Origin of the sequence: Sphingobacterium sp. xlx-96 (assembly GCF_011007365.1) — a bacterium.
Lineage (GTDB): Bacteria > Bacteroidota > Bacteroidia > Sphingobacteriales > Sphingobacteriaceae > Sphingobacterium > Sphingobacterium luzhongxinii.
Window position 1 is genome coordinate 223124 of record NZ_WFKM01000004.1, and the last position, 15165, is coordinate 238288.

At 41.4% G+C, this 15165-nt stretch carries 8 protein-coding genes and 1 tRNA gene; 5 read left to right on the forward strand and 4 right to left on the reverse strand.

All coding sequences use genetic code 11. The features are described 5' to 3' along the window. Positions 1 to 5: 5 nt before the first annotated feature. The 4 genes from G7B20_RS09330 (at position 6) to G7B20_RS09345 (ending at position 7514) form a co-directional block, all read left to right on the forward strand. Positions 6 to 1139 carry an efflux RND transporter periplasmic adaptor subunit gene (locus G7B20_RS09330; protein ID WP_164110560.1) on the forward strand — a complete coding sequence of 378 codons (1134 nt, stop codon included), beginning with the start codon at positions 6 to 8 and terminating at the stop codon, positions 1137 to 1139. Positions 1140 to 1163: 24 nt separating this feature from the next. Next, the gene (locus tag G7B20_RS09335; protein WP_164110562.1) at positions 1164 to 4334 is read left to right on the forward strand and encodes an efflux RND transporter permease subunit; all 3171 of its coding nucleotides are present in this window, start codon (positions 1164 to 1166) and stop codon (positions 4332 to 4334) included. 222 nt (positions 4335 to 4556) lie between these two features. After that, positions 4557 to 4638, forward strand: a tRNA-Leu gene (locus G7B20_RS09340). 173 nt (positions 4639 to 4811) lie between these two features. Further along, positions 4812 to 7514: a M14 metallopeptidase family protein gene (locus tag G7B20_RS09345; RefSeq protein WP_240465997.1), complete on the forward strand. Its 2703-nt coding sequence runs from the start codon at positions 4812 to 4814 to the stop codon at positions 7512 to 7514. Between the two features lie 106 nt (positions 7515 to 7620). Here the strand turns inward: G7B20_RS09345 and G7B20_RS09350 are convergent, their stop codons facing one another. Then, positions 7621 to 8361 (reverse strand): AAA family ATPase, encoded by a 741-nt coding sequence (locus tag G7B20_RS09350; RefSeq protein WP_164110564.1) that lies wholly within the window; start codon positions 8359 to 8361, stop codon positions 7621 to 7623. Between the two features lie 198 nt (positions 8362 to 8559). On the opposite strand from G7B20_RS09350, the gene G7B20_RS09355 reads away from it, so the two are divergent. Next, positions 8560 to 8751, forward strand: coding sequence for a hypothetical protein (locus G7B20_RS09355; protein ID WP_164110566.1), 192 nt, complete (start codon positions 8560 to 8562; stop codon positions 8749 to 8751). A gap of 163 nt (positions 8752 to 8914) precedes the next feature. On the opposite strand, the gene G7B20_RS09360 is transcribed toward G7B20_RS09355, so the two are convergent. The 3 genes from G7B20_RS09360 to G7B20_RS09370 form a co-directional block, all read right to left on the reverse strand. Then, positions 8915 to 10864, reverse strand: coding sequence for an OmpA family protein (locus G7B20_RS09360; protein ID WP_164110568.1), 1950 nt, complete (start codon positions 10862 to 10864; stop codon positions 8915 to 8917). A 51-nt stretch (positions 10865 to 10915) separates the two neighbouring features. After that, positions 10916 to 11926 (reverse strand): type IX secretion system membrane protein PorP/SprF, encoded by a 1011-nt coding sequence (locus tag G7B20_RS09365; protein ID WP_164110570.1) that lies wholly within the window; start codon positions 11924 to 11926, stop codon positions 10916 to 10918. A gap of 25 nt (positions 11927 to 11951) precedes the next feature. Continuing rightward, on the reverse strand, positions 11952 to 15165 hold a 3214-nt coding region (locus tag G7B20_RS09370), incomplete at its 5' end, for an Ig-like domain-containing protein (protein ID WP_164110572.1).

A 15165-nucleotide genomic window follows, 5' to 3' on the forward strand; every position in this document is an offset into this window, starting at 1 on the left:
ACGTCATGAATAAAAATCAATTACTTTCGGCCTTACTTATCGGTTCTGGATTGTTATGGCAATCTTGTGGTTCTAAAGATAATAAAACCAAAGGAGCTCCGGGACAACAAGCAGAGATGGCAACGCCGGTTTCTTCTGCTGTCGTAGGTAAAGAAATTGTATCAGGATTGAAGAGCTACCCGGCAAATGTGGTTCCATTACAGGAAACAGAAATTAGAGCTGAGGTAACAGGATATATAACCAATATTTTTGTCGCGGATGGTGCTTTTGTAAGCAAAGGACAACGTCTTTATGAAATCGATAGGATACGCTACCAGGCGGCGGTCGACCAAGCAAAAGCCAACCTAGAAATTGCTAAAGCTAACCTAGATCGCGTACAGAAAGATTTACAACGCTATCAAACATTAGCAGAGAAAGACGCTATCGCCAAACAGACACTAGACTATGCGATGACAGATGTAAACAATCAAAAAGCGCAAGTGCAAGCTGCTGAAGCAGCACTAACTACCGCTCGCACCAATTTACAACGCTCTGTAATCGTAGCGCCGTTTTCGGGTAATATCGGTATATCGCAAGTTCGTAATGGTGCATTGGTTAATGCTGGTACTACACTTTTAAATACGGTATCCTCTACCAACCCTATTGCTGTCGAGTTTCAAATTAATGAAAAAGACATCCCGGAGTTCACAAAACTTCAGGGAGGAAACTCGTCAACGCAAATCTATGTATCTATGCCTGACGGCAGCCGCTATGAAGATGCAGGAAGAATAGTAACAATAGATAGAGCCGTAGACAGTCAAACAGGAACCTTGAAAGTCAGGGCATCTTTCTCCAATGGAACAAATGCACTTAGGGCAGGAATGAACACCACATTAAATGTAGAGAGTACATCGACACAAGAAGAACTAGTAATTCCTTACAAAGCGGTATTCGAGCAATTAGGAACATTCAATGTGTATACTATCAACGACAGTAGCAAAGTTGAATTGAAACAGATTGTACTTGGTCACAAAATAAACGACAAAATTGTTGTAAGCTCAGGGCTTGAAGCAGGTCAAAAAATTGTGGTTGATGGAGCAGCATCCTTAAAGCCAGGAGCTAAAGTTGCCGAGAACAATGTAGAAAACAAACAAAAATAATTGCTAGACGCTAAATAAATAATAATGATATCAGAAGTATTTATTAAAAGGCCAATAACGGCGATGGTTATATCCATCCTGATCACCATCGTTGGTGTGATTGCCGTTTCGACATTGCCTATCAGTCAATACCCCTCCATCGCCCCACCTACAGTTACCGTAACGGCCAACTATACTGGAGCAGATGCGCAGACCGTAGAACAAACAGTAACTACACCAATAGAGAGCCAAATCAATGGTACTCCTGGAATGATCTATATGTCTTCCAACAGTACTTCAAATGGTCAATCACAAATAACAGTAACATTTGAGGTTGGTACGGACATCGATATTGCTACTTTGGACGTTCAGAACAGAGTAGGTATCGCCGAGCCATCTTTACCAGAGGCTGTCCGTCGTCTCGGTGTTACTACACGTAAGGCCAACACGGATATCCTGATGTTGGTATCCCTCGTTTCGCCGAAAGGAACGCGAGATGATAAATTCTTGTCCAACTACGCCAACCTTTATATCAAAGATGCGATAATGCGTGTTAAGGGAGTGGGTGATGTTACTGCATTTGGTCAACCGTTTTCTATGCGGGTGTGGTTAGATGCAAACAAACTTGCCAACTTAAAAATGACTCCTTCGGATGTTTCTTCAGCCATAGCGGAACAAAACATACGTATCCCAGGAGGAAGTGTTGGTGGTAAACCACAAGAGTCGTCAACAGTGTTTGAATATCCTGTAATCACAGATTCTGATCTTTCCGAAGTTGAAGATTTCGAAGAGATAGTCGTTAAAACCAATCAAGACGGATCAATTGTATTGCTAAAAGATGTTGCTCGCGTGGAGCTGGGACAGTTCAGTTACGGTACCTCGACAAAAGTAAATGGTATGGTATCAACCGGTATGATGATCAGTCAGACTCCGGGAGGTAATGCCGTAGAAACTGCTGAAGGTATCTTTTCATCACTCGAAAAACTAAAAAAATCCTTCCCCGAAGATGTTGATTATGTCATCGGTTACGAAACGGTTTCTGTAGTAAATGCATCCATCGAGTCGGTGATCCAGACCTTGATAGAAGCCCTATTGTTGGTAACGTTGGTAGTTTTCTTCTTCCTACAGAGCTGGAGAGCTACGCTAATTCCAGTACTTGCTATTCCTGTATCTATTGTAGGTACCTTTATCTTCTTCCTCGCATTTGGATTCTCGATCAACAACCTGACGATGCTCGCCTTTGTATTGGCCATCGGTATAGTTGTGGATGATGCTATCGTTGTTGTGGAGGCCGTACAGCACTATATAGATAACTATAAGATGAGCGCAAAAGAAGCTACTATGCGAGCCATGAAAGACATCACAGCTCCAGTAATCGCTATTGCGTTAATCCTATCAGCGGTATTTGTGCCTGTAGGTTTTATCCCAGGAATGGTAGGTAAATTGTACCAACAATTTGCGATTACGATTGCCGTTTCGGTAATGCTTTCTGCCTTTATAGCCTTAACATTGACACCTGCCCTCTGTTCTATAATGCTTAAGCCGACTTCTGTCACGAAAGAATCCAGAGGCCTAAACAAATTCTTCTACAAATTTAACTTGTGGTTTGAAAAAGTAACATATTCCTATTCTAAAGGTGTAAAAAAAGCGATCAAAGCGACTCCATTAGTACTGATCGTATTACTATGTATATTTATTGGCACGGGGTGGATGTTCCAAGTCAAGCCTACAGGTTTTATACCTTCAGAGGATGGCGGAATGTTTTTTGCCGGTGTTACCCTGCCAGAAGGTTCTTCTTCAGCACGGACAGATGCTGTATTGGAAGAACTGGAAAAAGAATTCTTAAAAGAATTCCCGGAAATAAAATATGTGACATCCATCTCGGGTATCAATATCTTAAATAGAGCATTTAAACCCAATGGTGCTACACTATTCGTATCGCTAAAGCCATGGAAAGAGCGGAAACGTACTGTGAATGAAATCACAGGTACCATCATGAAGAAATATGCACAATATAGTAAAGCAAGGGTATTAGCCGTTACACCTCCTGCTATTCCGGGTCTAGGTGCTTCCGGAGGTTTCTCGCTACAGATTCAAGATCTACAGACCGTAGATATCAAACAGTTCGAGGCTACCGTGGGTAAATTCTTAATGGCAGCCAATCAGCGTCCTGAAATAGGAATGGCTTATACCCTATTTAACTCCAACTCGCCAAACTATAAGTTGGAAGTAAACCGCGAGCAAGCGAAACGCATGGGAGTGCCAATTTCAAGTATCTATGCTACTATTTCATCATACCTAGGTAGCAGCTATGTCAACGATTTCACCAAATATGGCCGTAACTTCCGTGTTGTAACACAAGCAGATGTTGGTTATAGAATGGGGATCGACGATATCAACAAACTGTATGTGAATAATGTTCAAGGCAATCCTGTTCCTTTAGGAACTTTGGTCAGCTATGAACTGATCACTATGCCGTCTTTGATCAATCACTATAACATATTCCGTGCTATAGATATTTCTGGTGGTGCTGCCCCTGGCTACAGCTCGGGAGATGTGATCAAGGCACTAGAGGAAGTCGCGGCACAGACTCTTCCTGCTGGATACGATTATCAGTTCTCCGGACTGACATTACAGGAGAAACAATCGGGCTCTAAGACATTACAGATTTTTGCGCTGTGTATCCTATTTGTTTTCTTATTGTTAGCTTCTCTTTATGAGAGTTGGTCGGTACCATTTTCAATCTTACTATCCGTTCCTTTAGGTATATTCGGAGCGATATTAACGTTAATGTTTATTCCGCAGCTCGACAATAACATCTTTGCACAGATTGGTCTCGTTACTATCATTGGTTTGGCTGCCAAAAATGCAATTTTGATCGTAGAATTTGCAAAAGAACGGGTAGACATCGGTATGAATCTTATTGAAGCGACACTAGATGCTGTTAAACTTCGTCTCCGTCCGATTATCATGACGTCGCTCGCATTTATCTTAGGTATTATTCCTTTGATGCTTTCTACTGGAGCAGGAGCTGTATCTCGTCAGACAATTGGTTGGACTGTATTCGGAGGTATGACGGCAGCTACATTCTTAGCCATCTTTATAGTACCCGTGCTATTCGTTGTTATTACAAGAATGGCTTATGGCAAGAAAAAATTGGCTGAACTAGAAGCTGGTTTTGATGAAGAAAAGAAAAAGCAACTGAGTGCACACTAGTTAATGTCCACTTAATTTTATACCTCGCAAAGGCCAGTACATAAAACTGGCCTTTATTGTTTTAGAATACAGCCCATCTCTCAATAGCTTTTCTATGGGCTTGAACCTTGTCAAAAAAACTTTCTATTTCATAATCAGACACTTTGAGAAAATACATTTTTTTTCTTTGCTTTTTTAAGGATTAGACCTATATTTGCATCGTCAACAATGAAACAACAGCATGCCCAGCTGGCGGAATTGGTAGACGCGTTGGTCTCAAACACCAATATCTTCGGATGTGCCGGTTCGACTCCGGCGCTGGGTACAAAAGCGATTCGTAATACGAATCGCTTTTTTTATTCTTACCGATCAGAAGGAGATCTAAAGGGATTCTTATATAGCTAGAGATTCCAAAAAGAAAAAGTATCTTTATCATTATATTAACCGAAATAATTCGTAAACCCTAGAAGCTATTTAGGCCGTAACTTCCGATAAATAATGATGAAAGTAAATAAATTACTCACCTATCTATTTTCCCTTACACTGGGACTTGCACAAACACAGGCTCAAGAAGTCAGCAGTCCCAAATCTCATTTTGGATTTAACATCGGCGACGATTATAAAATCGCAAATTACAAAGCGATGGAAAGCTATTTTCTAAAAGTAGCCTCATCATCCAACCGCGTACAGATACAAAAAGCAGGCCTGACGGAGGAAGGTCGGCAACAATATCTTTTAATTATTTCATCTCCTGAAAACCTTGCTAATATAGAAGAGTATCGAAAAATATCGCAGTCCTTAGGCCGTGCCGAAGGTATAAGTGAGCAAGATGCGATGCAACTAGCCAAGACGGGTAAACCTATTGTATGGATTGATGGAGGAATGCACTCAAATGAAACCGTAGGATCGCACCAACTGGTCGAGACACTTTATCAACTTACCTCACGCAACGATCAGGAGATACTAACCTACCTCGATAAGGTCGTCGTATTGATGTGGCATGTCAATCCTGATGGACAGGATTTACTTGCGGATTGGTATATGCAATATGAAAATCCTAAGGATCGAAACATGTCTATTCCTACGTTATACCAAAAGTATGTCGGACATGATAATAACCGGGATTTCTTTATGTACAACATGAAAGAAGCGAGCAATCTGGCAAAAGTCATGTATGTAGACTGGTTGCCGCAAATTGTGTACAATCATCATCAAACGTCACCCGAAGGGACAGTTGTTGCAGGCCCTCCTTACCGAGACCCTTTTAACCAGGTTTACGACCCCTTAGTCGTAAGCGGAATCGATGGTGTGGGATTTGCCATGATAAACAGACTAAATGAAGAGGGCAAGCCTGGCTATGTGCGTATGGATCAGTCCACATTTTCCACTTGGTGGAATGGAGGGTTGCGTACAGCACCTTACTTTCATAATATGATCGGTATACTGACGGAGACAACAGGTAGTCCTACCCCGGCGGAAATCCCTTTCATAGCTGAGCGACAGATGCCAAGAAATGGTCTACCTAATCCCGTATCTCCCCAAAAGTGGCATTTTCAACAATCCATAGATTACTCTGTATCAATGAACATGGCCATATTAGACTATGCCTCCCGAAATGGGGATAAACTGCTGTACAACTTCTACAAAATGGGCAAGAACTCCATTGAAAGAGGTAATACAGACCACTGGACGGCGTATCCACGATATATTAACGCGCTAAAAACAGCCTACGAAAATGATATTAAATCAAAAAAAATGTCCTACGACGGGACCTCCGCTTCTCGATCAAAAGGTATCCCAACTTCTTATGTAGACAGTCTATATCGTAACTCCGAAAACAGAGATCCTCGTAGCTATATCATTCCAGCAGACCAGGCAGACTTTGGCACAGCCTTAAAATTTGTCAATGCGCTAATAAAATCAGGAATATATGTATATCAGGCTCATGAGGACTTTTCTATTGCTGGTAAATCTTATCCAAAAAATTCCATTATTGTAAAAACAAATCAGGCCTTTCGTCCACAAATCATTGATATGTTCGAGCCACAGGATCATCCGCATGATACCGAATACGAAGGTGGCCCACCCATCCGACCTTATGATGCTGCAGGTTGGACACTAGGCCTCCAAATGGGGGTACAATATGACCGTCTTTACGAGGACATTGCAGGTCCTTTTGAACGGAAACCGTATGGAATAGCTCTTACTCCGCCTACCGACAAACTGCTGACCAGCCGAGGAGGATACCTTATCAACGCAAAAGCAAATGATGCGTTTTTGGTCGTTAACAAATTAATTGCTGCGGGTCTAAAACCCCAACGGGACCTTCATTCAAAAGACTTTTACATCGACGGAAAACAGCAGAACCTCCTTCAGAACACTATTCATGATCTAAGTCTTAATATCCAAGCCATAGACAAGAAACCTAAACACCTAATCTCTATAAAACCACTGAAGATCGGGTTATTCGATCATTATGGTGGTTCTATGTCTTCTGGTTGGACGCGTTGGATTCTCGAACAATACGGCTTTAACTATGAGCTATTCTATCCGAAAAATATAGACAATAATGATATTAAAAAATATGACATCTTGCTTTTTGTAGGTCAAGGCATTCCCACCCGACGAGAGGAAACAACTAAATTCAGGCTACCTGAAGACCGTCTGGTTCCTACTCAATTCACTCATTTACTTGGACAGGTTACGAAAAGTAAGTCTATCCCAATATTAGAACAATACATCGAGCAAGGTGGAAAAATATTGACCATCGGTAGTTCTTCAGATCTGGTATACCATTTTAAGTTACCTGTAGTAGACCCGCTCTTGACAACTGATAAACAAAACAAAGCTGTGGGACTAAGCAGTTCTGATTATTATATACCGACAAGTATTTTGCAAGCGGAGCTAGATCTTTCACGAGCAGAAAATTTTGGCATGAATAGTAAGGTAAATATCGTCTTTAACAATAGTCCGGTCTTTAAAATCGAAAATACAGATATGTTGTACTCCTTAGGCAGTATCAACAACAAAAAATCGCTTTTGAGTGGATGGGCACACGGTCAGCATTACCTAGAAGGCGTAAGCATAGGCCTAACTGCCAAAATAGGCGACGGAAAGCTTATTGCTTTTGGTCCTGAAATTACGAATCGCGCACAAAGTCATGCCACATTCAAGCTTCTGTTCAACCAGTTGTATAATTAGTCTGAACAATTACAAAACGGGCCAATAGTTTCAAAACTATTGGCCCGTTGCACTTTAAGCAAGGGTCTATGGAGTCTGCATGAAGATACCTACCTATAGATAAAAGCTACGCTTCTAAGGCTTCATCTTGTAATAGCGTTTCGCTACGCTCTAACTGTTGAATCAAATTGTACTTAGCCTGAGTAAATGCATAGTCTTTAGCCTCCGCAAAAGATATGCTGTACTTACGTTCAACATCATCTACAACCTGCTCAGGAAGTTTTCGCAACAGTGTATCATAATATTCATCCAGTACATTTGATGCGGGCAGTGTGTATTCGATCTGTATCTGAAAACGTCGAACGATGGCCTTATCGATAACTTCAATATGATTGGTAGCACAGATTAACAATGCCTTTTCAGGATAGTAATCGATCAACTGTATCAATGTATTGACAAGACGACGTATCTCCCCAACATCTTTATCTTCGCTCATACGGGATTTCCCAATCTGATCAAATTCATCTAGAAAAAGGACAGCTTGATCACGGCCGGCTTTATCAAAGACCTGTTTCAAATGCTGAGATGTCTCTCCGATCTTGGCACTGATTACGTTACTGAGATTAAGAATATAGATAGGTTTGTTTAACGCATTGGCCAAAGCTTTGGCTGTTGTCGTCTTACCACAACCAGAAGCCCCATACAACAGTATTTTATTATTTACAGGGAGTTCATATCCCTGCAATATATCCAGATACTTATGCTCTTTCAGTAAACGATCTAATTGTACTTTACTATCTTGAGTTAGGATGATGTCATCTAAAGAAACTGCTTCCTTTCTTGTTATCAATAAATCAGCTATATTCATTCTACTATACGGACTATTCTACGACAAAGGTACAAACTTTTAAAGTTTGTGTGCTATCTACAAAGATGAACAATATTGATAGTTCATTCTTCCTCCAGTTTCTCATTTTTTTCATAGTCCATATTTTTAAAAGTTGTAACTTTTAGCGTTCTCACCTACTCTATGTAATTGCCAGACAAACAATTTATAAAGAGACCTATGTTACAGATCTACGAAAATCTTTATCAAGACCTCACCAATGGTAAGACAGCGAATTCAGTTATGATTTCTATAGAAGCCAGTAGCTCCTGTGAGATTAGTAAAAATGATATTGTACATTCTCTTCAAGGAATAGGTATAATTGTTAATAGTATAGACTTTACAGATATGAAAGTTCTTGATGTCCATTAAAACCGTACGAAGTAAGCTCATTGATAGGATAAAGAGTTAAAACGAATCAATTATACGGACACTTTCAGAAAAAAGGAAGCGGTAAAATCGGGGAGAAAATACCGCATTCCGCATCTACCATTATAAAATCATACTGAATCGTATGATAAAAAAACTGAGCTAGTTAATAAGCAATCACTTCGACTTCTGTCCGCCTGTTTGCCTGGTGTTCTTCCGGCGTACACTTCACTCCATTCGAACATTTATTTACCAATCTAGTTTCTCCGTATCCTTTGACGACCATCCGATCTCTTTCAATTCCTTTACTGACGATATAATCGACAGCAGATTGGGCACGCTTTTGTGATAACTTCATATTATAACTATCAGATCCTCGACTATCAGTATGACTTGATAATTCGATTTTCAATGTTGGATTGTTGCGCATAGTAGCGACCAACTTATCTAAGATCAAAGCAGCATCTGGTCTAATATTATGTTTATCGAAGTCGTAATAAATATTTTCTAGAACAAACTTCTCACCCACTTTATTTACCGGTTGTAAATTTAATGTAACTCTAATCGTGGTATCTTGCTTTGGAAAAACAGCATTAACCAGTATACTATCGGCCATGTACCCTGGTTTCTCGCCGTAAACTTTATACGCCAATCCTTTATCCAGATCAAAATTTATAGTTCCATTGATATCTGTACTACCTCTGGCGACGACATTCTTTTGATCATATAACATGACTATCGACTGTTCCAATATTTCGCCCGTTTTCTTATCTTTCACGATCGTAATCAGCTCAATATTTAACCGAGGTTTTGTCAACGTAAAGGAATATATATCATCAGACCCAACTCCTCCTAAACGATTGGAAGATAGATACCCCATCGTATGATTGTCATCATCCATACTGTTTACAAAAGCAAAGTCATCAGAAGCTGAGTTTACCGGATATCCCATGTTGATAGGTTTTGAAAAATTAGATTTCGCACCTTTGGCTCTAAAAATATCCAATCCGCCCATCCCTATATGGCCTGTACTGGAAAAATAGAGATTATCTCCCTCTATCGCAGGGAACATTTCATCGCCTGTCGTATTGATCTGGCTACCTGCATTCTGGGGATCCCCCCAGGTGCCGTCGCTCTGCAATTCGGAATACCAAATATCGACACCTCCCTGTCCACCCGGCATATCTGAAGCATAATAAAGAACCGTTTCATCTTTATTTAATACAGCATGTCCCAGTGAATACTCTTTTACATTATTGAAAGGAAAGTTCCCCTCCACCCAAGCATCTCCATTTTTCTTGTAAATGCTTAGCTCCAAGTTCTGCTTTTTCCAACGTTGCGCGTTTTCTTTGTACTTTTGCGCATCTTTACCGGCATAGGTACGTGTTAAAAACAACATATCATTTGCTAGGTTTACAGCGACAGGCCCTACATGATAGGTAGAATTATTAAATGCTTCTGTCATCAAGTTAGGATAATTAAGACTCCCATCCATCCGACGCTCGGCCGAATATACTTTCAGATAGGCCTGACCAGTCATTCCACTCTTCTCCTTTAACAAGCTATTGGGTTCGGCCGCATATAAAGCGCCGTTTGCCGTTGGGGTAAGTCCAAATTCGGCCAGTGCGGTATTTACTGTCTGCTCATTCTTTATCTGATGTTTAGTAGGGTGTTGCATCCAGTAAGCCGCAGAATCAGCACCGATAATAGCGCGATCTATTTCTTGACTAGCTCCATACTTATTGATATACTTTCCATATTGTTCTTTCGCCTCTGGGTATTTTCCCTGTTGCTTTAATACCTCAGCATATTTCAAATGCGCTTCCTTGCTGGCATCACTTAACATGACTATTCTGGAGAACCAATTCTCCGCCAGATCATAACGCTTTATATAGTAATAGCTCTCAGCCAACCGCTCCATGTCCAGTGTCTTCGGATTCTTTTTATCCAACACTAGTTCTTCGTACGACTGTGCTGCATTAGCGTATTCCATTCGTAAGAACTGCTGCTCAGCACGAGCTTTCCGTCCCGGTTGCTCTTGCGCCAGGATAGACTGTATATTTAGAGCCAATAGTAAAACTAAAGCTCCTATTCCCTTATAATATCTTCTGTTCATATGTTTCACAATTTGTAGTTATCTAACTAGTTTTTGTCATCCTTAATGATCTTAGAAATACCTCGGGCTTAAGACCTGTCTTCCTGTTCTTCCAAAAGTAACACCTAAAGTCACCTCGTGCGTTCCATTCTGCATACCACTCATACGGTTGAGCATATGATCATAAGAGTATCCTATTCGGAATTTTGGCGAAACATAAAATTGAGCAACACCACTAATAGAATTCAATGAACTTAGTTTACTTGCAGAATTTGATACATACTCCCGATTAAAAATCTTTGCTCTCGTTCTGTATCCTGCACCTATCCAAAACTTGTCATTAAAGATGAACATGGCGTTGACATCCATAGAAGTCGGTCCTTTGAAATCATCCTTTATAAGAATACTTGGCCTCAACATTAAACCTCGATCCAGTTCTACGAGCATCCCTGCAATAAAATAACCATGGACTTTACGGTACAGACTTTCAAGTGAATTTTGATTGAACTGAAAATCCTCACCGCTATTACTATTGCTAAACAAATCCTGAACAGAAACACCTGCGTACCACTTCGGATTGCTGTAATACACCCCCAAACGAACATCCGGTCTCCAAGTAGAGATCTTTCCATCCGGAACTACCACATCCCCCTGATCGTGATATTTTAGTTTATTACCATCAAGACTGTACTGTGTCACTCCTGCCGCAATACCTAACGCCAACCGGTGTTCATCTCTACGATCCAATTGTAAACGCAAAGCATAATTCGCATAGACACTGGTTGCTGCTTGCGCTCCCAATTGATCTGCGGTAACCTGAAGCCCTACCCCATGTCGCTTATCTTGATCGAGCACTCCGTCTACCGAGATAGTTCCTGTTTTTGGAGCCCCATCCCATCCTGCCCACTGGCTACGGAGCCCCATCTGTCCAAACCATTCCTCCTTATAGCCCGTATAGCCTGGATTAATACTTATCGAGTTAAATATGTACTGCGTAAACTGAATGTTTTGTTGGCCGTAGCCCTTCCATACTAGAAGAGCCATGGTCAACGTTAGTGCGCATTTTATTCCGTATCGTTTCATAACGCGTATTACTTAATTACTTCAATTAATTTGATTTGATTGTCACCCATCCTTTATGTACCTCTACTTTTCCACCTTTCATCAACTCTAGCACATAGAAGTAAGTGCCTTCACTCAATCCCAATCCACCCCAATCATTATTGTATGTATTACTCTTGTACACTTCATTCCCCCAACGGTTAACAATTGTAAGTGCGACTCTATCATACAGCTCAAGCCCTTTGACACGGAACACATCGTTTTTACCGTCACCATTCGGCGTTATGATGTTCGGAATACCCAAGTCGTTGCTAACCACTGCTATACGCACTGTTGCTATATTACTCCATCTGCCTTTTACATCCTTCACGCGATAAGTAAAGGTATCTTCACCGATCATATCACGCGATGAGGTATATGTCACCTTACCATCTATCTCGACATTAACCTGAGCGCCCGAAGACGATGTAACTACCTCTAGACTCGTTGGGTTAATATCCCATTTTGTAACGACATCATTAGCCAAGACATCCACTATCACCGGTATTGCTGTCTTTGTTTCAGCAATATCATCTACCGCTTGAATCAATGGATAGACTACTGGTATCTCCGGAGTATCATCTTCATCGTCCGGATCTTCCGTATCAGGCTTACCTGGTCTCCAAACAGAGATTCCGTTGGTAATCTTCTCTGGAGCTTCATCATCTATCTTAGCGGTAATCTTCACCGTAATAGTACCATTTAAAGCCAATTTAGCCGTAGTTGTTACGGTAACTTTATTACCTGAAGCTGCTATTGTCGCATTATCACCGACTACCTCATATTTCTCTATAGTCACTCCAGCACTTGGACGCTCAGTTAGCTTGATCTCTTTGCCTATCTCCATCACAGAAGGACCATTATTGGTGATCGTCACTGTAAATGTTGTAGTCTCACCGGCTTTAACACGTGTCTCATCCGCTACTTTTTCTATTGTCAAGTTGTAATCACGGTCTACAGGAATTGGAGGTGTATCGTCCTCATCGTCTTCTGGATCCTTTCCTGGATCTTTATCAGGCCCCCATACTGTAATACCGTTGGTAATAGTCGTTGGTGCATCTGCATCGACTTTAGCTGTAACTTTTACTACAATCGTTTGTCCTTGAGCTATCTTGGCTGTTGTAGTTACTATTGCATTATTAGCCGTTCCATTGACCGTTGCATTCGTACCTATTATTTCATATTTATCGATAGTTACGCCAGCACCAGGACGTTCTGTCAACTGGATTTTTTTGCCAATATCGATAGTAGATGGACCATCGTTTGTAATAGTCAATGTAAAGGTAGTATTTTCTCCCGCTTTTACGCGAGTCTGATCTGACTTTTTAACAATACTCAAATTCGATTCGCGATCTACCGGAACTGGTGGCGTTTCATCTTTATCATCCTCAGGATCAGTACCAGGATCTTTATCTGGTCCCCAAACTTTAATACCATTTGTAATGGTAGATGGTCCATCTGCTCCTACCGCCGCTGTTACCTTTACAGTGATCGTACCTCCTACTGCAATTGCACTACTTGTAGTTATCGTAGCAGAGTTACCCGTTCCAACAGCTGTACCATTTGCTGAAGTCACTTCGTAGCCTGTAATCGTCAGACCTGTGCTTGGCATTTCACCGAGAGTGATGACCTTACCCGCTGCAATGTTGGCTGGCCCGTCGTTCTTAATCGTCACAGTGAACGTTGTATTTGTACCAGCTTTTACGCGGTTTTGATCAGCTACTTTGGTTACTTCTAAGTTATTAGCGATAACAAATCTTGCCGTTGCTGGGCTACCGTTAATAGACTTTGCATCTACCTGTGCGTCTACAGTAACTATTCCAGGTTTTGTAGAAGTCGTCGGGATAACAGCTTTACCGTTCGCATCCGTAGTAATTGTTTTGCTAGTCTTACTCCCGTCAGGATTTGTAATACCGAACTCAACATCCTTATTGGCAATTGGATTCTCAAACTTATCAAGGATAGTCGCAGTAAACTCGTTATAATCAACACCGTCGGCGATAGCGCCATCTTTTGTGACCTTCAGATTCGATTTGTCGTAATCGACTGCTCCTACGACAAACGTAACCAACGCTGGGCTACCTACCGTGATCGCAGTACCATTTGCCGTAGCCGTGATACTTGCCGTACCGATCTTCTCACTAGTCAATGTCAATTCGAACTGACCATTTGCATCCGATGTACCCGTCAATGCCGATGGCTGAGCCTCTGGCAGGCCTGCAACAGTATATGCTACTGAAGCATTAGCAACCGGATTACTGAACGCATCCATTAAGTTGACGACAACTTTGTTCTTAGATATACCATCCGCTGTAGCATTGTTATCTACAACCTCGATGTTTGATTTACGGAAGTCGATAGCTCCTGCCACGAACGTAACTAATGCCGGGCTTCCCAATGTAATCGCAGTACCACCAGCAGTAGCTGTGATACTTGCCGTACCGATCTTCTCACTGGTCAATGTCAATTCGAACTGACCATTTGCATCCGATGTACCCGTCAACGCGGATGGCTGAGCCTCTGGCAAACCTGCAACAGTATATGCTACTGAAGCATTAGCAACCGGATTACTGAACGCATCCATTAAGTTGACGACAACTTTGTTCTTAGATATACCATCCGCTGTAGCATTGTTATCTACAACCTCGATGTTTGATTTACGGAAATCAATAGCACCGGCAACAAACGTAACCAATGCCGGGCTTCCCAATGTAATCGCAGTACCACCAGCAGTAGCTGTGATGCTTGCTGTACCGATCTTCTCACTAGTCAACGTTAGTTCAAACTGGCCATTAGCATCTGAAGTACCAATTAATGTAGATGTCTGAACGCCTGTCAAACCTGAAACGGTGTACTCCACAGAAGCATTAGCAACCGGATTATTGAAAGCATCCACTAAGTTGACTCGTACTTTATTCTCTTCAACACCATCTGCAGTTGCGTTATTATCAATAACCTCAATATTAGATAGGTTGAAATCAATAGCACCGGCAACAAACGTAACCAATGCCGGGCTTCCCAATGTAATCGCAGTACCACCAGCAGTAGCTGTGATACTAGCTGTACCGATCTTCTCACTGGTCAACGTTAGTTCAAACTGGCCATTAGCATCTGAAGTACCAATTAATGTAGATGTCTGAACGCCTGTCAAACCTGAAACGGTGTACTCCACAGAAGCATTAGCAACCGGATTATTGAAAGCATCCACTAAATTGACTCGT